This is a genomic window from Bradyrhizobium sp. WYCCWR 13022 (assembly GCF_030435535.1).
GTDB lineage: Bacteria > Pseudomonadota > Alphaproteobacteria > Rhizobiales > Xanthobacteraceae > Bradyrhizobium.
The window spans coordinates 1-22,425 of record NZ_JAUIZJ010000025.1; the positions used below are offsets into that span (position 1 = coordinate 1).

The 22,425-nt window shown below is 64.5% G+C and carries 20 protein-coding genes; 12 read left to right on the top strand and 8 right to left on the bottom strand.

Features of this window, described 5'->3' with window-relative positions; all coding sequences use genetic code 11:
* Positions 1 to 106: 106 nt before the first annotated feature.
* The 5 genes from QY049_RS29935 to ugpB form a co-directional block, all read right to left on the bottom strand.
* Positions 107 to 1,729 carry an ABC transporter substrate-binding protein gene (locus QY049_RS29935; protein WP_258764242.1) on the bottom strand — a complete coding sequence of 541 codons (1,623 nt, stop codon included), beginning with the start codon at positions 1,727 to 1,729 and terminating at the stop codon, positions 107 to 109.
* A 225-nt stretch (positions 1,730 to 1,954) separates the two neighbouring features.
* Complete coding sequence (locus QY049_RS29940) at positions 1,955 to 2,932, bottom strand: phosphotransferase (protein WP_258764243.1); 978 nt, start codon at positions 2,930 to 2,932, stop codon at positions 1,955 to 1,957.
* Positions 2,933 to 2,950: 18 nt separating this feature from the next.
* On the bottom strand, positions 2,951 to 3,226 hold the full coding sequence (locus QY049_RS29945) for a protealysin inhibitor emfourin (RefSeq protein WP_194478457.1): 276 nt from the start codon (positions 3,224 to 3,226) through the stop codon (positions 2,951 to 2,953).
* A 31-nt stretch (positions 3,227 to 3,257) separates the two neighbouring features.
* Positions 3,258 to 4,289: a M4 family metallopeptidase gene (locus QY049_RS29950; protein WP_258764244.1), complete on the bottom strand. Its 1,032-nt coding sequence runs from the start codon at positions 4,287 to 4,289 to the stop codon at positions 3,258 to 3,260.
* Between the two features lie 237 nt (positions 4,290 to 4,526).
* Positions 4,527 to 5,831 carry a sn-glycerol-3-phosphate ABC transporter substrate-binding protein UgpB gene (gene ugpB / locus QY049_RS29955; protein WP_258767086.1) on the bottom strand — a complete coding sequence of 435 codons (1,305 nt, stop codon included), beginning with the start codon at positions 5,829 to 5,831 and terminating at the stop codon, positions 4,527 to 4,529.
* A gap of 231 nt (positions 5,832 to 6,062) precedes the next feature.
* On the opposite strand from ugpB, the gene QY049_RS29960 reads away from it, so the two are divergent.
* The 10 genes from QY049_RS29960 to QY049_RS30005 all read left to right on the top strand — a co-directional run bounded on the left by QY049_RS29960 (position 6,063) and on the right by QY049_RS30005 (position 17,111).
* On the top strand, positions 6,063 to 7,058 hold the full coding sequence (locus QY049_RS29960; protein ID WP_194478460.1) for a TRAP transporter substrate-binding protein: 996 nt from the start codon (positions 6,063 to 6,065) through the stop codon (positions 7,056 to 7,058).
* 63 nt (positions 7,059 to 7,121) lie between these two features.
* Positions 7,122 to 9,143 (top strand): ATP-binding protein, encoded by a 2,022-nt coding sequence (locus QY049_RS29965; protein WP_194482894.1) that lies wholly within the window; start codon positions 7,122 to 7,124, stop codon positions 9,141 to 9,143.
* Positions 9,113 to 10,858, top strand: a complete 1,746-nt coding sequence (locus tag QY049_RS29970; RefSeq protein WP_194478461.1) for a DUF3369 domain-containing protein — start codon at positions 9,113 to 9,115, stop codon at positions 10,856 to 10,858. Before QY049_RS29965 ends, QY049_RS29970 begins: the two co-directional genes overlap by 31 nt.
* A 24-nt stretch (positions 10,859 to 10,882) precedes the next feature.
* Positions 10,883 to 11,620, top strand: coding sequence for a response regulator (locus QY049_RS29975; RefSeq protein WP_194478462.1), 738 nt, complete (start codon positions 10,883 to 10,885; stop codon positions 11,618 to 11,620).
* 299 nt (positions 11,621 to 11,919) lie between these two features.
* A complete protein-coding gene (locus tag QY049_RS29980) occupies positions 11,920 to 12,531 on the top strand; it encodes a sigma-70 family RNA polymerase sigma factor (RefSeq protein ID WP_194478463.1) in 612 nt (203 codons plus the stop codon).
* Positions 12,532 to 12,836: 305 nt separating this feature from the next.
* Positions 12,837 to 13,529 carry a cytochrome c biogenesis CcdA family protein gene (locus QY049_RS29985; RefSeq protein WP_301270373.1) on the top strand — a complete coding sequence of 231 codons (693 nt, stop codon included), beginning with the start codon at positions 12,837 to 12,839 and terminating at the stop codon, positions 13,527 to 13,529.
* Positions 13,530 to 13,559: 30 nt separating this feature from the next.
* Positions 13,560 to 14,126 (top strand): thioredoxin family protein, encoded by a 567-nt coding sequence (locus tag QY049_RS29990; RefSeq protein ID WP_258764245.1) that lies wholly within the window; start codon positions 13,560 to 13,562, stop codon positions 14,124 to 14,126.
* Between the two features lie 83 nt (positions 14,127 to 14,209).
* Positions 14,210 to 15,184, top strand: coding sequence for a hypothetical protein (locus QY049_RS29995; protein WP_258764246.1), 975 nt, complete (start codon positions 14,210 to 14,212; stop codon positions 15,182 to 15,184).
* Between the two features lie 197 nt (positions 15,185 to 15,381).
* Positions 15,382 to 15,975, top strand: a complete 594-nt coding sequence (locus tag QY049_RS30000; RefSeq protein ID WP_194478467.1) for a L,D-transpeptidase — start codon at positions 15,382 to 15,384, stop codon at positions 15,973 to 15,975.
* A 98-nt stretch (positions 15,976 to 16,073) separates the two neighbouring features.
* Positions 16,074 to 17,111: an amino acid ABC transporter substrate-binding protein gene (locus QY049_RS30005; protein ID WP_194482895.1), complete on the top strand. Its 1,038-nt coding sequence runs from the start codon at positions 16,074 to 16,076 to the stop codon at positions 17,109 to 17,111.
* A gap of 168 nt (positions 17,112 to 17,279) precedes the next feature.
* Here the strand turns inward: QY049_RS30005 and QY049_RS30010 are convergent, their stop codons facing one another.
* A complete protein-coding gene (locus tag QY049_RS30010) occupies positions 17,280 to 18,419 on the bottom strand; it encodes an acyl-CoA dehydrogenase family protein (RefSeq protein WP_258764247.1) in 1,140 nt (379 codons plus the stop codon).
* Positions 18,420 to 18,569: 150 nt separating this feature from the next.
* Entirely contained in the window at positions 18,570 to 19,769 is a 1,200-nt protein-coding gene (locus tag QY049_RS30015; protein WP_194478469.1) for an acyl-CoA dehydrogenase family protein, read from the bottom strand.
* A 136-nt stretch (positions 19,770 to 19,905) separates the two neighbouring features.
* Between QY049_RS30015 and QY049_RS30020 the strand changes: the two genes are divergently transcribed.
* Positions 19,906 to 20,451: a carboxymuconolactone decarboxylase family protein gene (locus tag QY049_RS30020; protein WP_194478470.1), complete on the top strand. Its 546-nt coding sequence runs from the start codon at positions 19,906 to 19,908 to the stop codon at positions 20,449 to 20,451.
* A 90-nt stretch (positions 20,452 to 20,541) separates the two neighbouring features.
* A complete protein-coding gene (locus tag QY049_RS30025; RefSeq protein ID WP_258764248.1) occupies positions 20,542 to 21,036 on the top strand; it encodes a VOC family protein in 495 nt (164 codons plus the stop codon).
* Positions 21,037 to 21,130: 94 nt separating this feature from the next.
* On the opposite strand, the gene QY049_RS30030 is transcribed toward QY049_RS30025, so the two are convergent.
* A complete protein-coding gene (locus QY049_RS30030) occupies positions 21,131 to 22,369 on the bottom strand; it encodes an MFS transporter (protein ID WP_258764249.1) in 1,239 nt (412 codons plus the stop codon).
* Between the last annotated feature and the right edge of the window lie 56 nt (positions 22,370 to 22,425).

Below are 22,425 nucleotides of genomic sequence, written 5' to 3' on the forward strand. Positions count from 1 at the left end.
TTCCCCCAAAAGGCTCAACCGCAGGGAATCACAACTGGCGAATTACGCAACAGGCCCACAAGGGGAGAGGGAATGAGAGAGCAGTGCTCACCTCACCCACGTCCTCTCACCCCTTCGCCATCGCGCGATAGTCGAGCCTCCGGTGGAACCAGTATTGATAGCCGCTGATGTTCTTCTGCATCGCGACGTTGACGAAGGGCTGGTACAGCGGGATGCGCGGGATGTCGGTGAAGGCGAGATCGACGAACCCCTTCACGTCGGCATCGTAGGCTGCCTTGTCGCCCGATGCGGCGGCGGTGCGCGCGCCGTCGATCAGCTTGTCCATCTCCGCCGACTTGTAGCTCATGGTGTTGAAGACGGAATTGTTGCCGTGATAGCACCAGTAGAAGAAGTACTCGGGGTAATCGAGCCAGCCCGAGAACACGTTGGTGAAGAGCGGCATCTCCTTCTTGTTCAACTCGGTGCGCCAGTTGGCGCCGGGCACCTTGTTGATGGTGGTCTTGATGCCGATCTGCGCCAGGCTCTCCTGCACCAGCACGCACAGAGGTTCGTTGACGCCGGCGAAATTCAGGTCGAACGAGATCGTAGTCTCGAAGCCGCCCGCAAGGCCCGCTTCCGCCATCAGCGCCTTCGCCTTGTCCATGTCGGTGTTGTATTTGTGCGGCTGCGGCCAGGCGACTTCGGTCGGCTTGTCCTTGGGCGCGCCGAACATCGGGTTCGCCAGCCCGAACATCACGGCGTCCATGATCTTCTGATAGGGCAGCGCGTAGGCGACGGCCTGACGGACCTTCGGATTGTCGAACGGCGGCCTGGTGACGTTCATGCCGATATACTGGATGCCGTTGGAGAACGGCAGCGACACGACGTTGAGCTTGCCGTTGGCCTTCATTTCCTGGAAGTCCTTGTTCGGCAGCTCGTAGGAAATGTCGGCGTCGCCGCGCTCCAGCAGCGCACGGCGGTTGCCGGCCTGCGGCACCATGCGCCAGATCACGCGCTTGATCTTCGGCATCGGACCGCAGACCCAATCGTCGTTGCGCTCCATGATCACTTCGGTGCCGGCGGTCCACTTCGTCACCTTGTAGGCGCCGGAGCCGGCGGTCTGCTGCTTGGTGAATTCGAGGCCCCAGGGGTCCTTCTCGCTGGAATTCTTCTTCACCAGCTCCGAGTTGACGATGCAGGGCACGATCACGGCGAGATCGGGAATCGTCAGCCTGTCCTTCTTCAGGAAGTCGATGCGCACGGTGTAGTCGTCGATCACGACGAACTGCTCGGGCTTCGTCAGCGAGCCCGCGCTCATCTGAAAGGTCGGGAAGCCGCCGACGCTGACTGCGCGGTCGAGCGACCACTTCACGTCCTTGGCGGTGACAGGCGCGCCGTCGTGGAATTTTGCGTTCTTGCGCAGCTTGAAGGTGACCGACATGTCGTCGATCTTGAACTCCTCGGCGAGCTCGCCCTTGAACTTGTCGCGGTCGTAATAGGGCACGCCGCCGGGGCCGCTCTTCATCTCGTGGCTGATCAGGCGGTCGTAGCAATTCCAGGACACCTCATAGCCGGGCACGTTGGTGCCGACGCCGTGGATGTCGAGATTGTTGGGACCGGCCTCCGAGACGATCAGCAGCGTCTCCGAGCGCGCGTCGGCATGGGCCGACGAGACGATTGGCGGCACTGCCGGGAGCGCCGCGCCGGCGGCCAATCCGGATACGGACTTGAGGAAATCGCGACGCTTCATGAGCCTGCTCCAACACGGAAGTTTCTGGTTGGAACCGGATTCGCAAGGTTCGTGCCAAGGCCGGATGAGATGCCAAGATTGAATTAGTACATTGATATTGCTTGATTAAAATCGATCTTGCAGGCGAAGCTGCAGCGTCCAGACTGTGAGCATTGCATACAAAGAGATGCATTTGCCTACTAATTAGACTGAAATTTGCACTAGCTTATTTGATGGGCGAAGCAATCACTCCGCCCAGATCAGCTCCTGCAATTCGAGCAAATCATTCGCCTGCTCCTGCCAGCCCTCGATACAGATGTGGCTGTTGAGGTCGCTGGCCCGGTGCAGGAGCATGAGCGCCATCAGGCGCCGCTTCAGCGCGAAATCCGGCTTCGCATAGCCGAAGCCTTCGAGCAGGCTGCGGACCCTTCCCGGCCGGCCCGCCGCCATGAAGGCGCTGGGCCCGAGCAGGTCGTAGTCGCGCCATCCCGCCAGCACGTCGCCGAAGTCGAACAGGCCGGCGAGCGACCATCGATCGCCGTCACAGGCGAGCAGGAAGTTTTCCGGAATGTACTCGCCGATCAGGATCACCGGCGGTGCATCCATCGGGATCAGCGTCGCGGCGTCGCGCAGGAGGTCGTCGAGGCCGGCGAGGAATTTCGGCGCAAGACCAAGACGCGCGTGCCGCGCCTTACAGCCCTGCATCTGCGCGCGCATGAACGCATCCCAGCGCGGCGCGATCTCTGCGAGCGGGCCGGGCGGCGCGCGCTGTACGGCGGCGATGGTCTCGCCGATCTGGCGCAGCACGCGCTCCTTCTGGTCTTCCGGCAGCGAGGGCCATATCTCGGAGCCGAGCGTGCCTGAAAGACGCGTGATGATCAGATAGGGCCAGCCATCGCGCGTCCCCTCCGCAACGATCTCGGGGATCGGCAGACGAAGCTGTCCGCTGAACTGCATCAGCGAACCGCGCTCGGAGACGAATTGCGCGCGCGACAGCGGCGGGAAGATTTTCAGGATCAGTTTTTCACTGAGCCCGACGACGAGATTGGTTCCGGTCGCGAACACATGCGGCGCGCTGATATCGACACCATGGCCGCGCGCGATGTCGAGCGCCACCGGCAGCCATCGGGAGCGGTCGGCGCGCAAGGCGCGATAAGCCTCCAGGCTCGTCGAAGCCGACGTGCCCCATACCCCGGCCGCGCCAGGCGGTAGCGTCGCGTCCATCACAGTGCCCGCCCGGCTCTACTCCAGCACATCCTTGACGCTGTTCTTGATGGTCGAGGGCACGGCATGCTCGGGCACTTCAATGGTCTGGGCACCCCGCGTGATGCGGTAACTGAAAGCGTCGGCCTGCCCGGAACGCGCTGCGGGAATCTTTTTCGGATCGGCAAAGAGAGACTCCACCGTCTTCTGGTCGGCGGACGACAGATCCGACACGGCCAGCTCACCGCGGCTCTTGAGGTGAGGGCCGCCGAAGCCGGCGACCCCTCCGACGCGCTCGATCTTCAAACGATCCACGCTGTCTTCCTTTCGAGGCGTGCTGTACCCTTCACAGCCCGATCTTCGTCCACCCCGCATTGACGGCAGCGGCGACGGCGGGCGCCCTCGGGTACATGGTTTGCGCCACCTGACGGGTCCGGGCGGCGAAGGCCTTCATCGTCATGTTTGGCGTGGGGCCGAAGCCCGTGAGCGAACGATACCACACTTGCCCGATCTCGGCCCAGCTATTCCCGCCATGCGTCATGCACGCCGTGTAGAAAGCCAGATTGGGCGGCCCGCTCGAGTAATGCGGATCCATGCCGGGCGTGATCTGGGAATATTTGGTCGGCTGCGGCGCCAGGCAGTGCTTGGCGGCGGGATTGGCCATGTCACGCAGGCAGGTAAAGCCCCTCTTCTTCGACGCCGCGCCCATGATGTCGCGCCCGATCAGCCAGTCCGCCTTCTTGACGGTCTGCTTGGCTTCCCACTGCCGGAACATCGAGCCGAAACAGTCCGACATGCTTTCGTTCAAGCCGCCGGCATCGCCGCTATAGGCCAGCTGGAGACTGTGCTGGGTCACGCCATGAGTCAGTTCGTGGCCGATGACGTCGTTCCCCCTGGTGAAGTCGACGAAGATGCTGCCATCGCCATCGCCATAGACCATCTGCGATCCGTTCCACATCGCGTTGTTGTACTTCTCGCCGAAATGGGCCGACGACATCATGGTCATGCCGTGATCGTCGATCGAATTCCGGTTGAAGACCTGCTGATAGAATTTCGCGACTTTGGTGGTCTGGTTGAAGGCGCGCTTGACGGACGCATCGGACGACGTCTTCGGCCTCGGAACGGGCGTACCCGGCAGCGTCTGCGTATGCTTGCAATCGTAGACCGTGACGGACGGTGCCGCGGCAAGCGTCACCAGCCCACCGGCGTGCGTCGCGGCCACGCTGGTGAACCTCGCAGCCTGCGTCCGCAATTCGCGCAGCTCGTGACTGATCTGGACGGTGTCGACCATCCGCTTGCGTAGCGGAGCCGCGAGCTTCTTGTCCTGGGAGAGCCTGGTCAGAACGTCGTTCGGGATGATGAAGCATGAACAGGGCATCGATAGCCTCCAATACAGCTTTTCGAAAACGATGAATGAAGAACAACCGCAAGGTCACTGGCGCCAACGGCGACGTGCGTTGCCGCAGACGGGGCGTGACGCGGCCAGGATTATTGCAGGGACCCGGCGCGTTGCGTGTGAACTCGCACACACATCTGTGGTTGAGCAGCGGCCGGTCACATGCCCCGCCAACGCAGGTCGCGCTTCGTGTGCACGCTCGGCAGATCAGCGCCGCTTCTAGCGTTCCGGGCTGGCGCGCTCGAACTGGCGCAGCAGCTTGTTGCCGCGCTCGACCGCGGTATCGAGCGCGGCTTGCGCGCTCTTCTGGCCGGCAAAGGCCTGCTCGAGCTCTTCCTCGATCGCGCCGCGGATCAGGTTGAAGGAGCCGAGCCGGATGCCCTTCGAATTCTCGGTCGGCGGATGCAGCGTGATCTCCTCGAACGAGATCGCCGAGCCGGGGATGCGTTCGTAGAATCCTTGCGCGCGCGTCAGCTCGAAGGCGGCGCGGGTAACAGGCAGGTAGCCGGTGTTCTGGTGCCAGGCGGCCTGAACGCCGGGCTGCGACAGATAGGCGAAGAACCGCGCCACGCCCTTGTATTCGTCGCGCGGCCGGTCGCGCAGCACCCACAGCGTGGCGCCGCCGATGATGGAATTCTGCGGCGCGCCCTTCACGTCGGGCCAGTACGGCATCATGCCGTAGCCGATCTCGAATTTCGAATTGGCCTTGATGTCGGCACGCGTCGCCGAGGAGCCGATGAAGATGCCGCATTCACCGTTCTGGAAGCGCGGCTCGGCCGACTGCCCACGGCCGCTATAATCGAAGATCTTCGTCTTCTGCCATTCGGCGAGCTGGGCGATGTGCTTGACCACGACCGGATTGTTGATGGTCAGCTCCGCATCGAGGCCCGCAAAGCCGTTGGCCCGGGTCGCCAGCGGCAGATTGTGAAACGCCGAAAAATTCTCGACGTGAATCCACGACGGCCACGACGTGGTGAAGCCGCAGACCGCGCCGCGCTCGCGCAGGCGTTTTGCAGCGGCGCCGAGTTCGGGCCAGGTCTTCGGCGGCGCCTCCGGATCGAGGCCGGCGTCGCGAAACATGGTCTTGTTGTAGTAGAGGATCGGCGTCGACGAGTTGAACGGGAACGACAGCAGATTGCCCGCGGCATCGGTGTAATAGCCGGAGACCGCCGGCAGATAATCGTTGAGCGAGAACGGCTCGCCCATGTCGCGCATCATGCTGTAGACCGGATAGATCGCGCCCTTGGCCGCGGTCATGGTGGCGGTGGCGACCTCGTTGACCTGGACGATCGCGGGCTGGCTGCGCGAGCGGAAGGCAAAGATCGCGGCCGTCACCGTCTCGGTGTAGCTGCCCTTGTAAGCGGGCACGACGCGGTAATCCGACTGCGAGGCGTTGAAATCGGAGGCGAGCTTTTCGAGCTGCTTGCCGAGTTCGCCGGACATGGCGTGCCACCAGGCGATCTCGGTGGTCGCGCGCGCCTCGCAGATCGAGGCGAGGGCCAAGGTGGCGGCGGCGACCTGCAAAAGGCGCAAAGCTGAAGTCACGATGGCTCTTCCCGGATCAAGCGGCAAAAGGCGACCGCATCCTGCTTAAGGCGCAGCACAGGCGGTTTCAACCGGGAATGAAGGCGAACGGCGGCGCACAATCGCCCGGCCGGCCCAAGGACGGGGGCGGGATGGCCTTCCCTCTACCATCTGGTAGATTGCATTGAACCTTTTTATCCCGCCATAGACTCCATCTCCGAGGGGTTGAGTGTGCCAGTGTTAAACCGTGCCGAACTCTCACGGACCGGGGTGATTTTCGTCGCGCTATTGGTCGCCATCTGTGCGACGAGCGCCGCTGCGCGCGAATTCCGCGCCGCCGACACCCAGGCCGAGGACTACCCGACCGTCCAGGCGCTGCGCTACATGGGCGCCCTGATCGCCGAGCGCACCGGCGGCCGCCACGAGGTCAAGGTGTTTCACTCCCGCCAGCTCGGTGAGGAGAAGGAGACGATCGAGCAGACCCGCGCCGGGGCAATCGACCTCAACCGGACCAACGTGGCCCTGATCGGCAATTTCGTCCCGGCGATGAACGTGCTCGCCATGCCGTTCCTGTTCCGGTCCATCGAGCACATGCAGAAGGTGCTGGACGGGCCTATCGGCAACGAGATTCTGAACAGCTTCGAGCCCTACGGCTTCGTCGGGCTCGCCTTCTACGATTCCGGGGCACGCTCGATCTACAACTCCGTCCGCCCGGTGAAGAGCCTCGCCGACCTCAAGGGATTGCGGATCCGGGTGCAGCAATCGGAGTTGATGAGCGAGATGATCCGCGCGCTCGGCGCCGAGCCGGTCGAGTTGCCCTATGGGCAGGTGCTGACGGGGCTCGCGACCCATCTGATCGACGGCGCCGAGAACAACTGGCCATCCTTCGTGACGACAGACCATTACAAATATGCCGGCTACTACACCCTCACCGAGCACACCATGAGCCCGGAAGTGCTGGTGATCTCGCTCAAGGCCTGGCGCAGCCTGTCGGCCGGGGACCAGACCATCTTCAGGGAAGCCGCGCAGCGCTCCAGCCGGTTCATGCGCGAGAAGTGGCGCGACCTCGAGGAGCAGTCGCAGCACAAGGCGGAGGCCGCCGGCATCTCCGTGATCAAGGACATCGACCGCAAGCCGTTCGAGGATGCGATGGCGCCGATCTACGCCAAGGCGGCGCAGGATCCCGCCGCGGCCGCGCTGATCGAACGCATTCGCAAGGTGGAGTGAGGCCGCTTGATCGCGCCAGGCACCAGCGAGATCGCAGAGCGGCCGCCCGGCCCGATCGGGCGGATGCGCGCGCGCCTCGTCGGCGCGCTGCGGGCGGTGCCGATCCGCTGGCGAATCCTGTCGATCGCGGCGTTGAACTCGGCCGTGGTGATCGTGCTGGCGGCGATGATCTGGAACGGCGCGCAGGTGCTGGGCTCGGCCTGGGACGACGTCCGCCAGGTGCGCGAATCCGACCGGATCCTGGCGCTGCTCGAAAGCGAGACCGGACGGCTCCAGAACCTGATCCACCGCTACATCAACCAGCCGAGCCCGGACCTGTTCGCCGAGATCCTGCTGCTGCGCGAAGCCGTGCTGGGCACGCTGACCGACCGCGCCGCCAAGGACCCGATGCTGTCGGGATCGGTCGAGGAGCTGGAGCGCACCACCGACCGCTTCCTCAACGGCTTCGGCGAGCTGCGCACCGTGCAGGCCACCATCGCCAAGACCTACGAGGAGCAGGTGCAGGGCCCGGCCAAGGACATGGCGGGCCTGTACTCCATCATCGAGGGCGCCACCGGCCATCGCGACGCGCTGATCTGGCCCTCGCTCGGCAAGTCGCGCGAGGCCTTCACCGCGATGCTTGTCGCGGCCAATTCCTATTACCTGTCGCAGTCGGTGGCCGCGGCCGACGACGCGCGACGCCACACCGAGACGATCGAAAAGACGATTCCCGTCATGATCGATCTTGCCGACAACGACCTGCAGCGCATGGCGCTGCAAAAGCTCGCGACCCGCACCACGGCGCTGCAGGAGGGCTTCGCAAAACTCTCGGAGCAGCTGACCAACCGCACCGAGCTGCTGCGCAACACCATCGACGCCAGCCAGGCCGAGGCGATCGGCGCCATCGACGATCTCTCGACCAAAATGCGCCGGCGCGAGCAGAAGGCGCAGGAGACGTTCGACCGCACGCTGGGGGCGATTTCTCGCCGCGTTCTCTCCATTGCGGTGATCTTCCTCGGCATCATCCTCTCCGCCGGCGTGCTGATCGCGCTGTCGATCCGGCTGCCGTTGCAGCAGATCATGGCGGCGATGCGCGCGATCACGCTCGGCGATCTCGGCCGCGAGGTGCAGGGCACCAGGGCGCGCGACGAGGTCGGCGCCATGGCGCGCGCGGTGGAGGTGTTCCGCGAGAACGCGATCGCGAAGCGCCAGACCGAGGACGAGCTGCGCGCGTCGAAGGAAAAGGCCGAGAGCGCCCTGCTGGAGCTCAACACCGCGCAGCAGAATCTGATCGACGCCGAGCGGCTCGCCGCCCTCGGCGGCCTCGTCGCCGGCGTCGCGCACGAGGTCAACAACCCCATCGGCATCAGCCTGACTGTGGCCTCGAGTTTTGCGAGGCGCAGCGAGATCTTCGAGGCCCAGCTCAGGGGCGACGGAGGCCTTCGCCGCTCGCAGCTGGACGAGTTCGTGCAGTCCTCGCGCGACGCCTCGCAGCAGCTTGTCGCCAACCTCACCCGCGCCGGCGAACTGATCCAGTCGTTCAAGCAGGTCGCGGTCGACCGCTCCCACGCCGAGCGGCGGCAGTTCTCGTTGAGCGAAGCCACCGACCAGATCATCGCGAGCCTGCGGCCCGTGCTGAAGCGCTCGCCGACCACGCTCCAGGTCGATGTGCCCGAGGGGCTGCTGCTCGACGGCTATCCCGGCTCCTACGGCCAGATCCTGACCAACCTCTTCCTCAACGCCGCCAACCACGCCTTCGCCGACGGCCGCGCCGGCACCATCACGATCTCGGCCCGGCCGCGCGGTACCGACGACATCGAGATCATCTTCGCCGATGACGGGGCCGGCATGACCCCGGACGTGCAGCGCCAGGCCTTTGACCCATTCTTTACCACCCGGCGCAATGAAGGTGGCACGGGACTGGGCTTGCATATCGTCTATAACCTCGTCACCCAGCAGCTGGGCGGGCGGATGATGCTGGAATCCAAGCTGGGACAAGGCACTACTTTTCGGATTATCATGCCGCGGATCGCCAAGGGCGGCGCGCAAAGCACAGAAAGCGACGGGACTTCCCAATGGCCGAACAGGACGATGTCCTCCACCTGATCGACGACACCGGTACCGCGTCGGAGGATATGGACGCCCGGAGATGGAAGATCGCCGTCATCGACGACGATCCGGCCGTGCATGACGGCACGCGCTTTGCGCTCTCGGACTACAGCTTGAACGGCCAGAGCCTGGAGATCCTCTCCGCCCATTCCGCGGCGGAAGGCCGCAAGCTGATGGCCGAGCACGGCGACATCGCCGCGGTGCTGCTCGACGTCATCATGGAGACCGACGTCGCCGGCCTCGAGCTGGTCGAATACATCCGCAACGTGCTCAAGAACGAGACCGTGCGCATCATCCTGCGCACCGGCCAGCCCGGCCAGGCGCCGGAGCGGCGCGTGATCGTGCAGTACGACATCAACGACTACAAGGCCAAGACCGAGCTCACGGCCGACAAGCTGTTCACCTCGCTGACCGCGGCGCTGCGCTCCTACCAGCAGCTCGAGCGCATGGTGCAGACGCGGCGCGGGCTCGAGATCATCATCGACGCGGCCTCGACGCTGTACGACTTCAAGTCGATGCAGCGGCTCGCCGAGGGCGTGCTGACCCAGCTCGCCTCGCTGCTCAATGCCGATTGCGCCGGCATCCTCGTTCTGCGCGACAATGGCGGCGTCGACCCCGAGCTCTCCGTGCTCGCCGGCAGCGGCTGCTACAGCCGCTTCATCGGCACGACCTCGTCCAAGGCGCTCGATCCCGATTTGCGCGCGATGGTGGAGGCCGCGTTCCAGGGCCGCAAGAACGAATTCGCCGACCATCGCAGCGTGATCTATCTGCGCACCGGATCGGGCCGCGAGGTCGTGGTGCTGCTGCAGGCCGAACGCGAGCTGTCCGAGACCGATCGTTCATTGGTGGAGATCTTCTCCTCCAGGCTCTCGATCGCGTTCGACAACGTCATCCTCTATCAGCAGCTCCAGGACGCCAACACGCAGCTGGAAGACCGCGTCGCCCAGCGCACCCGCGCCTTGATGCAGGCCAACCGCCGCCTCTCGGCGCAATGGCTGCGGCTGCAACGCGCCAACGGCTTCAAGAACGAGATTCTCGGCACCGTCGCCCACGATCTGAAGAACCCGCTCGGCGTCATCCTCGGCCGCACCGAGATGCTGAAGGAGCTGATCTCGACCGGCGCGTCCGCAAGCGGCGTGGTCGCCCAGGTCGATCACATCCGCGACGCCACCAAGCGCCTGACCACGATGGTCGACCATCTGATCTCGGACGCGATGGCGGATGCCTTCGACATCACCATCCGCCGCGAGCCGGTCGACGTCGCCGCGCTGGTGAAGGAGGTCGCCGAGGCGAACCAGCCGCTCGCGGTCAACAAGCAGCAGGCGATCAGCGTCACCGCGCCGGCCAACATCGTCACCATGTGCGACACCGACCGCATCCGCGAGGCGATCGACAACCTGATCAGCAACGCCATCAAATATTCGCCGATCGCCGGCAGGATCGCCGTGGCGGTCATCCACGAAGGCCACGACACCATCATCAAGGTCAGCGACGAGGGCGCCGGCCTGTCGCCGGAGGATCTCGGCCGCCTGTTCGGCCGATTCCAGCGGCTATCCGCAAAACCGACGGCTGGCGAGAGCTCCACGGGGCTTGGGTTGTCCATCGTCAAGCGTATTATCGACATGCATGGCGGCGAGGTAACCGCCGACAGCGACGGCCCCGGCAAGGGCTCGACCTTCACCATCACCCTGCCCGCGACCGAGATGCCGTGATTCGAGTATCGAGATCCGAGTGACATGACACAAAGCCAGCACATCATGATCGTCGACGACGAGGCCCCGGCCCGGGAGATGGTCGGCGATTACCTCAAGATGCACGGCTTCACCGTGACGCTGTGCGACGGCGGCAAGGCCCTGCGCGCCGCGATCGACGGCGGCATGCCCGACCTCGTCGTGCTCGACCTCAACATGCCCGAGGAAGACGGGCTGTCGATCATCCGCGACCTCAAGAGCCGCATCAACGTGCCCGTGATCATGCTCACGGCGACGGCGAGCCCGATCGACCGCGTCGTCGGCCTCGAGCTCGGCGCCGACGACTACGTCGCAAAACCCTGCGAGCTGCGCGAGCTGATGGCGCGCATCCGCTCCGTCTTACGGCGAAGCGCGCCGGTGAAATCAGCGGGGTCCGACGCGGCGCCGGCGAAATCGGACAAGGATCAATTGGTGCGCTTCGGCACCAAATGGCTCGACCTCGAAGCCCAGGCCCTGCGCGACGACGAGGGCAACGAGCATCCGCTCACCGCATCCGAATTCGGGCTGCTCAAGGTGTTCGCGGCCAATCCGAAGCGCGTGCTGTCGCGCGAGCGCCTCCTGGAATTGGCCAATGCGCGCGACGCCGAAGCCTTCGACCGCGCCGTGGACCTGCGCATCATGCGCATCCGCCGCAAGATCGAGCCCGACCCGACCAAGCCTGCCGTGATCCGCACCATCCGCGGCGGCGGCTATCTGTTCTCGCCCGCGGGCGAGAAGGCTTAGCATCGCCTCCGCGGTCGCCCCGACGAAGGCCAGGTCGACGGAAGCGTATGCGGTGCGACCAAACGCAAGCCCCGGAAAATCGTTCCTGCTCGTCCAAATCAGCAGTCCCGTATTTTCCGCACATTGAAATTCCACGCTTTTCCGGTCCGAATGTTTCGTCGCGCCCCCTCCGACGAAACAATTTGGCGACGCACGAAACCATTTTCCCCTTTTCGTGCAGACGTCCCGAAACGTTGGCTCATTAACACTTTGGTCCAAGGAAACGCCGCTCGGTTGCGGCGCACCGGGGAGCCAAGTCCATGCCGAACGTCATCGCCATCAACGCCCAAGCCAGCCAGGGCATCATTGCCGCTCAGGCGACCTCGGACGACATGCTTCTCGAAAGCATTGCCGACGGCAACCGGACGGCCATGCACATCCTCTATTGCCGTCACAATGTGCGGGTCTACCGCTTCATCCTACGCATCGTGCGTGACGCCACCACGGCGGAAGACCTGGTCAGCCAGGTGTTCCTGGACGTGTGGCGCACCGCCGGCCAGTTTCAGGGCCGCTCGCAGGTCTCGACCTGGCTGCTCTCGATCGCCCGCTTCAAGGCGCTCACCGCGATGCGCCAGCGCCGCTTCGAGGACATCGACCAGGAAGACGTGCGCGAAATTCCGGATGGATCCGATACGCCCGAGGCCTCGCTCGACCGCAGCGACACCAGCGCCATCCTGCGCGCCTGCGTCCAGAAACTGTCGCCCGCGCATCGCGAGATCATCACCCTCGTCTACTACCACGAGAAGTCGGTGGAGGAGGTCGGACGGATCATCGGCATCCCCCAGAGCACGGTGAAGACGCGGATGTTCTACGCCCGCAAGCAGCTCGCCGATCTGCTTAAGAATTGCGGCGTCGACCGTTTCGCCGCCTAAGGTCAGATATTTCAATGGGATAGGACCGGACCTCCGGCCCCGTCCCGGGACACCAAAGCGTTACCGCCGACGAAACAAATGAAACAAAGCACAACATCAGGCGGAAAAACTTCGTCCCTATAAAGCTCACATACGGTTTTTGCTTAAACCTCCCAGGACCTCCAGCGACCCGGACGGGATGCCCCCCTCCGGGTCGTTTTGTATTTGGGGATGGGAGCAGCGCCCCCGTCACGAGCGCGTGACGGCGCGTAACGTCCGGCATCCCCATTCCGAACTGCCCTCGTGACTTCCATCACGAGTGCCCCATGCTCGAATTGCTCTTCGCCATCCTCGCCGGCATCCTCACCATCGCCGCACCCTGCACGTTGCCGATGCTGCCGATCCTGCTCGGCGCCTCGATCGGGCGCTCGTCGCAGCTGCGGCCCGCGATGATCGCGCTTGGCTTCGTCGTTTCCTTTTCCGCCGTCGCTTTGCTGCTCGGCGCGCTGACGCGGGCCTTCGATTTCGATCCGAATGTGCTGCGCGAGGCGGCGGCGATCCTGCTGCTCGGCTTCGGCCTGTTGATGCTGTGGCCAACACCGTTCGAATGGCTGTCGCTCCGGCTCAATGGCTGGCTCAATTTGGGCGGCGGCGCGCAGCGCGAGGGCGCGCTGGGCGGACTCGTGCTCGGCACCACGCTCGGCCTGGTCTGGACGCCCTGCGCCGGTCCCGTGCTCGGCTCGATCCTGACGCTGGTCGCGACCTCGAAGAACCTCGCCTGGGCCGGCACGCTGCTGGTCGCCTACGCGATCGGCGCGGCGATCCCGATGCTGGCGATCGCCTATGGCGGACAGGCCGCGACCACGCGCGTGCGCAGCCTCGCCCGTATCTCGCCGCGGCTGCAGCAGGGGGTCGGCGTGGTCGTGATCGCCTTCGCGCTCGCCGCCTACTTCCAATACGACACGCTGATCGTGGCGTGGCTCACCGGCTTCTATCCCACCGGCCAGATCGGCCTGTGATCGCCTCACCTCTCAACGGAGAACAAGACCATGACCTTCAAGCTGCTCGCCGTCTCCGCCGCCCTGATCGGTTTCGCCGTGACCGGTGCCGTCATCCCCGGCATCTGCGACGAGGCCGCGCCCGCAGCGCCGGTCAAGATCGCGGCCGCGAGCCAGGCGGTGACCGCGCCCGACTTCGCCGGCATCAGCAACTGGTTCAACTCGAAGCCGCTCAACATCGCCGATCTCCGCGGCAAGGTCGTGCTGGTCGATTTCTGGACCTACGGCTGCGTCAACTGCGTCAACACGCTGCCGCACGTCACCGAACTCTATGCAAAATACAAGGACAAGGGCCTGGTCGTGGTCGGCGTGCACACGCCCGAATTCCCGTTCGAGCGCTCAGCCTCCAACGTCCAGGCGGCGCTGAAGCGCCACGGCATCACCTATCCGGTGGCGCAGGACAATGATTCCAAAACCTGGGATGCCTACCGCAACCAATATTGGCCGGCGCAATATCTGATCGACCAGACCGGCAAGATCGTGTTCCAGCACGAAGGCGAGGGCCGCTACGACGAGATCGATCGCACCGTGGCGAAGCTACTGAACGCCAGCAGCTGATGCCGCATGCCGCGGCCATGTGATGCGGCTTGACTCCACGGACCCGTCCGTGGAGTTTCGCAGCCACCAAATCAGCCGCCGCAATGAACGACGCGACCACCAGCAACGACATCCGCCTTCGCGAAGGCTCCTCGATCGCGCAGCGGCTTGTCGTGGCCGGCTCTGCGGCGGCCGTTGCGCTCTGCTTCACGCCGGGGCTGTTCACCCACGATGTCCTGGAGGTGACCATCTCCGTGGTCGCGCTGCTGGCGGGTGCGGCGTTCGTCAGCGCGGTCATGCTGACGCCGGCGGTGGTGTGGATCATCACGCCGGACGAGATCCTGATCGGACGACAGCGTCCGTTCGGGAAACTCCGGACGCGAATCGTCGCGAAAGACGACATCACGAGACTTCAGGTTCCCGGCAGCAAAACCGCCAAAGCCCGCTTCCAGCTCGCCTTCACGCTGGCCTCGGGCGAACACCTGACCTCTCCGCCGCTCTCCGACGTCACCCATGTGCATGAGACCGTGGCGCGGATCTCGGCACAGTTCGACGTCCCCGACGTCGAGGCGCCCGTCAATCCGCTCGATGCCAGCAATCCCGAGATGCGTCTTGGCGAACCCGTCGAGCCGTTCTCCCAGAGGGACATCAGGATCGCGGCGTTGATCGCCGTCGCGCTGAGTGTCGCACCCTATGCCTACAGGCTCTGGCGTGGCTTGCCGCCCCAATGGATCGACTACACGCTGCTGCCGCTTGGCGTGGTCGCCGCGTTCGGCGTCTACCGATTTGCCAATCTCGTCACCGGCGCGTTCTGGGTCATCCGCGAGGGCGATATTCGCGTCGAACGCCTTTGGGGCAATGGCCAGCCGCGTGAGGACTATATCGATGGGCCCGACGTGAAAGCGATCACGGTCGAGCGTCGCGGCCGGTCGGAGGACGAGCATTGCATCGTGACGATCCGCCTGCAGTCCGGACGACGGTTTCGTAGCCCCCGGATCGGCTCGCGCAACGAGGCCCGCGCGGTCGGCGCCGAGATCGTCCAGCGGCTCGGGATCGGGGCGAAGGCCAACCAAATCTAGGCACTTCTACCCAGACGCGAGATGACCGATGCGGCTTTTCGCGCCACCCCACCCTGTTCATGGTGTTGATCCGCGTCAAAAAACCAAAGCATTCTCGTGACATATCAACCGGGCGTGCCTTTAACTTGCCACGAAGCTGCCCCTGAGTTCAGATGGTTCCTGACGATTTGCGCTGTGGCAGCGGGGAGAGCTTTGAAATGACGGATTTTCGTCGCCTGACCGGGACATTGTTGGCTGCGATGGGGCTGATCCTGTCCGCGCCGCAAGCCTACGCCCAGCAGCCGGACCGCGGCGACGAGCCCGGCCTGATCGCCGACGACAGCTACCAGCTCGATCCGGAATGGCAGAAGCAGGTCGTGTACTACCGCACGACCGAACCGCCGGGCACCATCATCATCTCGACCGCCGAGCGTCACCTCTATCTGATCCAGCCCGGCGGGCGCGCGATCCGCTACGGCATCGGCGTCGGCCGCGACGGCTTCCAGTGGCAGGGCCTGGTGCAGATCACCAACAAGAAGGAATGGCCGGACTGGACGCCGCCACCGGAAATGATCCAGCGCCAGCCTTACCTGCCGCGCTTCATGGCCGGCGGGCCGGGCAATCCGCTCGGCGCCCGCGCCATGTATCTGGGCACCACGGTCTATCGCATCCACGGCACCAACCGCCCTGACACGATCGGCACCAAGGTGTCCTCGGGCTGCTTCCGTCTGGTCAACAACGACGTCGCCGATCTCTACGATCGCGTCCCTGTCGGGACCAAGGTCGTCATCAGGCAGAAGCCTGAACTCTAAGCCTGCCGTTCGCACACGATCTCCTGCAATCCCCTTGGGATCGTGTGACCCGCCTCTTCCAGAATTCCTTTTCCCGATTTTTTCGAGAGAGCAACATGATGCGCACATTTCGAGGCGGCCTGCTGATCGGGCTCGCGGTCGCCGTGCTGGTCGCCGCCTTGGCCATCACCTACGAGTTCTACGACACCCGCACGCTGAAGCGCACCGTGCGTCGCGGTGAAGTGCTGTGTGGCGTCAACAAGGGCCTGCCGGGCTTCTCGATCCCCGACGACAAGGGCAACTGGACCGGCTTTGACGTCGATTTCTGCCGCGCGGTGGCCTCCGCAATCTTCGACGACCCGAACAAGGCGAAGTTCATTCCGCTCGACGCCAGCGAGCGCTTCAAGGAATTGCAGAGCCGCAAGGTCGATATCCTCTCGCGCAACTCGACCTGGAGCTTGTCGCGCGAGCTCCAATACGATCTCTATTTCCCGGCGGTCGCCTATTACGACGGCGAAGGCTTCATGGTGCCGCGCTCCCGCAACAAGGAGACGTCGCTCGATCTCGCCGACAGCAAGGTCTGCGTTCAGTCCGGTACCACCACGCTGCTCAACCTCGCCGACTACTTCAAAGCCAACAACATGAAGTATGAGCTGATGAAGTTCGACAAGCTGGACGACGTGGTGAAGGCCTACGACACCGGCAAATGCGACACGCTCACCGCCGACGTCTCCCAGCTCTATGCGCTGCGGTTGAACCTGTCGAAACCCGGCGATCACATGATCCTGCCCGACGTGATCTCCAAGGAACCGCTGGCCCCCGTCGTGCGCCAGCGCGACGACGACTGGATGATGATCGTGAAGTGGACGCTCTACGCCATGATCAACGCGGAAGAACTCGGCGTCACGTCGCAGAACATCGACGAAGCGCTGAAGTCGAAGAAGCCGGAAGTGATGCGGCTGGTCGGTACCGAGGGCAATTACGGCGAACAGCTCGGCCTCACCAAGGACTGGGCCGTGCGCATCATCCGCCACGTCGGCAATTACGGCGAGATGTACGAGCGCAACATCGGCGCGAAGTCGCAGCTCAAGATCCCGCGCGGCATGAACCAGCTGTGGAATGCGGGCGGCGTGCAGTACGCGCCGCCGATGAGGTAAGAAAGTCTAACCGCCGTCATTGCGAGCGTAGCGAAGCAATCCAGAGTCTTTCCACGAAGACGGTCTGGATTGCTTCGCTTCGCTCGCAATGACGAGTTTGGAGTAGGCGCCCTCCACACCCTCAACCGTCATCGCACATGAGGCACGCCCTTCGCGCCTCAGCCCGCCTCAATACCCGCGCGCCCGCGCGAGCTGCTCGGTGTGGTAGTTGGCGTCGCCGAACAGCTCCTCGCACACGCGTGCGCGCTTCATGAAGAAGCCGATGTCGAACTGGTCGGTCATGCCCATGCCGCCATGCATCTGCACGCCTTCCTGCACCGCGCGGGTGGCGGTGGTGCCGGCGCGGGCCTTGGCGACTGCGACGCTTGAAGCGGCCTTGGCGACGTCGGCATCCAGCGCCTGCAGCGCCTTCATGGTGGCGGCGCGGGTGATCTCGATGTCGACATAGAGCTCGGCCGCGCGGTGCTGCAGCGCCTGGAATTCGCCGATCAGCTTGCCGAACTGTTTTCTGTTCTTGAGGTACTCGACGGTGCGGTTGAAGACCTCGTCGCTGAGGCCCACCATTTCGGCGGCGATCGCGCCGCGGCCGATGTCGAGCACGCCGTCGAGCAAAGCGGCGCCCTGGTCGACCTCGCCGAGCACGCTGTCGGCATTGACCTCGACGTTCGCAAGCTCGATCCGCGCCGCATTGTGCGCGTCGACCATGACCGTGCGCTCGATCGCAACGCCCCTGGCCTTGGGATCGACCAGGAACAGCGTCAGCCCGTCGCGCCCACCGGCGGAGCCAGCCGTGCGCGCGGCGACGATGAAGAGATCGGCGACATGGCCGTCGACGACCAGCGCCTTGGCGCCCGACAGCTTGAAACCATTGCCGGCGCGCACTGCCTGCAAATTGGTCTGGAGCGGACGATGCTTTGCGCCCTCGTCCACCGCGAGCGTTGCGAGCAGCGAGCCGTTGGAGATCTTCGGCAGGTATTCCGACTTCTGCGCGGCATTGCCGCCGCGGTTCAGCGCCGAGGCCGCGACCACGGAGGTGGCGAGAAACGGCGACGGCATCAAGGTGCGGCCGATCTCCTCCATGACGACACCGGCCTCCATGAAGCCGAGACCGCTGCCGCCGAACTCTTCCGGCACCAGGAGGCCGGCAAAGCCCATCTCGGCGAAGGAGTGCCACAGCTCCTTGGAGAAGCCGGTGGGATCCTTGCTATCGCGCAAGCTGCGCAGGTGCGACACCGGCGCCTTGTCGCTGATCAGCCCGCGCGCGCTGTCGCGGAGCATCGATTGTTCTTCGGTGAGGACGAGAGCCATGTGCGTGTTTCCGATTCGAAATCCAATTGTCTTCGTCAGTCCGGGATGGCCCGAAGGGGCAGGTCCGGAATCCATAACCACGATCGGGATCATGGATTCCGGGCTAGCGACTACGTCGCGCCCCGGAATGACGTGGTGAGAGAGGTCGGCTCACGCCCCCGGCAGATCCAGGATGCGCTTGGCGACGATGCCGAGCATCACCTCCGTCGTACCGCCCTCGATCGAGTTGGCCTTGGTGCGCAGCCAGGCGCGCGGGCGGGCGCCCTGCCGCGAGCGCTCGCTCTCCCACTCCAGCGCATCGACGCCGCCGGCCGACATCAGGATTTCATAGCGGCGCTTGTTGAGCTCGGTGCCGTAATATTTCATCGCCGACGAGAACGCCGGATGCGCCTGACCTGCCTTGGCGAGATCGACCGCGCGCTCGGCGCAGGCCGCAAGCGCGGCCTCGTCGACGTCGAAGCTCGCGATCTGGCCGCGCAGCATGGAATCGTCGAGCCTGCCCTGTGCATCCGAGCCGACCGAGTCGGCCGCGATCTGGCCGAGCGGACGGCCGACGCCGCGCTCGCCCATGCCCGAGATCATCGCGCGCTCGTGCTGGAGCAGATACTTTGCGACGTCCCAGCCGCGGTTGACGGTTCCGACCACGTGCGACTTCGGCACGCGGACGCCGTCGAAGAACGTCTCGCAGAATGGCGAATAGCCCGAGATCAGAAGGATCGGCTTGGTCGTCACGCCCTTCGAGGTCATGTCGAACAAAATGAAGCTGATGCCGTCGTGCTTCTTCGCCGCGGGATCGGTGCGGACGAGGCAGAAGATCCAGTCGGCGTAGTTGGCGTAGGACGTCCAGATCTTCGACCCCGTGATGACGAATTCGTCGCCATCGCTCTCGGCGCGGGTCTGCAGCGAGGCGAGATCGGAGCCGGCGTTCGGCTCGGAATAGCCCTGGCACCAGCGGATCAGGCCCGCTGCGATTTTCGGCAGATGCTCCTTCTTCTGTGCCTCGTTGCCGTACTTCAGCAACGCCGGTCCGAGCATCCAGATGCCGAAGCTCGACAGCGGCGGGCGCGCGCCCATCCTGGCCATCTCGGAACGCAGCACCTTGTGCTCGGCGGCGCTGAGGCCGCCGCCGCCGTATTCCCTAGGCCAATCAGGCACGGTCCAGCCCTTGTCGCGCATGCGCTCGAACCAGATGCGCTGCGGCTCGGACGAGAATTTTGCATTGCGTCCGCCCCAGAACACATCCGTGTCAGCGGTCGCGGGCTTGCGCATCTCCGGCGGGCAGTTCGCTTCCAGCCAGGCGCGCGTCTCGACGCGGAATTGTTCGAGTTCGGCGGTTTCAGTCTCGCTCATGGTCGCTTCCATCAATCACATCAGATTTGTTGGACACGACTCTGGGCCAAGCCCTCGCGGAATTCAACCACTTCCGTGGCGCGTTGTCGGCTATAGTCGTGGCGCGATGGTGCTTGAAAACAAAGAGGAAACGCGAATGCGCCTGAAACTTCTTTCGCCTGGCGAAATGAACGAGAGTCAGCGGCAGACCTATGACGAGTCGATTGCCGGCAAACGCGGCAAGCCGCCGGCGCCGATGATGGCCTGGCTCAACAGCCCCGACATGGCCCGTCACGCCACGCGGCTCGGCGAAGTGCTGCGCTACGACACGATCTTTCCGGCAAAGCTGTCGGAGATCGCGATCCTGGTGACGGCGCGGCACTGGACCGCGCATTACGAATGGTATGCGCATAAGCGCCTCGCGCTCGCGGGCGGGATGAAGGTGGAGATCATCGACGCCATCCGCGATCGCCGCACGCCCGAGTTCGACGATCCCAAGGGGAAGATGATCTACGACCTCGCAAAGTCGCTGCATGAGGGCCACGGCGTCGAGAAGGGTCTCTACGATGAGGCAGTGAAGCTGCTCAGCGAGCGCGGCGTCGTCGAGGTGATCGGCCTGTGCGGCTACTACACGATGGTGTCGATGACGCTGAACACATTTGAATTCGAGCTGCCGGAGGGCGAGGTGCCGGAGCTTTCATAGCTTCGCATCCGGAAACGCTGGGTTTCGGGACCAGGCAGTAGCGCTGTCCCGATGCCCGGATTATCTGGAGTTCAGACATGGAGCAGCCACATGCCGCAATCATCACCCGTCGCCGCAGGCACCAGGATCGGCCACGTTCACCTCAAGGTCGCCGATCTCGATCGCGCGCTCGGCTTCTATTGCGGCGTGCTCGGATTCGAGCTTATGCAGCGCATGGGCTCCGGTGCGGCCTTCATCTCGGCGGGCGGCTATCATCACCACATCGGGCTCAACACCTGGGAGAGCAAGGGCGGCTCGCCGCCGCCGCCCGGCACGACCGGGCTGTTTCACACCGCGATCCTCTATCCGACGCGCCCGACGCTGGCGGATGCGTTGCACCGGGTATTGTCGGCAGGCATCGCGCTGGATGGTGCCAGCGACCACGGCGTGTCCGAGGCACTGTATCTGCGCGATCCGGATCAGAACGGCGTGGAGCTATATTGGGACAAGCCGCGCGAGCAGTGGCCGGTCGGGCCGGATGGGAAGCTCACGATGTTCACGAAGCGGCTGGACGTGGAGGCGTTGCTGAGGCAGCGGGAGATTTAGGCTCCGCTCTCTCCGCGTCATTGCGAGGCAGACTGGATTGCTTCGTCGCGAGGGCTCCTCGCAATGACGGAGCGTATCGAAACGCCGTCGCGCTCTATGCCGTCTTCGCTCGCGACTTCCCCCGCACCATGATCAACGCCGCCGCCAGCACCTCCAACGCGATGCACAGATAGAACGGCAGCGCGTATCCGCCCGACCAATCGCGCAAGAAGCCCACGACGCCGGGGCCGAATGCGTAGGTCACCTGGTTGATCGCGGTATTCAGGCTGATCAGCACGCCAAACGAGGCCGAGTCGAACTCCTGCTGCACGATCAGCGACGGCAGGGTGATGAGGTTGCCGACGGAGAAGCCGAACACCGCGCAGGCCGCGATCAGCACGTAATCATTGTGCAGATTGATCACGACGCACAGCGCGGCCGCCTGGCTGAGGAACGACAGCGCCGAGGCCAGCCGCTGGTTGAGGCGATCGATCACCGTCGAGAACAGCACGCGGCCGATCACCGCCATCGCGGTCAGCACCGCGACCGCCACGGCGGCACGCTCGCGCCCGATCACGGGATCGAGGAACGAGATCAGGTGCACGATGAAGCCGACCTGCGCGAACAGCACCAGCGCGAAGGCAATCGTCACGGTGAGGAAGCCGACATCGCGCAGCGCCCAGGCACGGATCTGTGCCGAGGATTGCGGCTTCGCCTTGGCCGACGCGTGCCAGCCGTGAAGATCGGGCGGCCGGCCGACGACCAGCAGGATCACCGGCACGAGCAGCGCCAGCATGGCGCTCGCGGCCGCATACATCGCGCCGGCAAAGCCGGTATGGCTGATCAGCGTCACCAATAGCGGCACACCGACGATGCCGCCAAAGCTGGCGCCGTTCAGCGCCAGGCTGATCGCCATGCCGCGCTTGTGGTCGAACCACAGGCTGATCGTGTTGGTGATCATGGCCAGACTCGTGCCGGCCCAGCCGAAGGCGAGCACGGCATCGGCCAGATAAAGCTGCCAGGGCTCGCGCACCGCGCCGATTGCGACGCTAGCTGCCGCCATCGCCAGCGTGCCTGATATCAGGCAGATGCGTGGGCCATATTTCCGGACCGCCTCGCCGACGAAGACGACCAGCAGCGCGCCGAACAGATAGAAGAAGGTCGTGCCGGACGAAATCAGCGAGGCCGGCCAGCCCCGTGCGCGCTGCAGCTCGGCGACATAGACGCTCTGGCCGTAGAAACCGAGGCCCCAGCCGAAGGTCGCGAGCAGGAAACAGACCGCGACGATGCGCCAACCTTCGTAGCGGAGCGAGGTTTCGTCGATTGGCGCGGTGGTGCGGGGATTGTCGAGCATTTGCGCTTGTCCTTCGTTTCCCCCGCGAGCGCTTCGCTTCACGCCCGCCTGTTGAT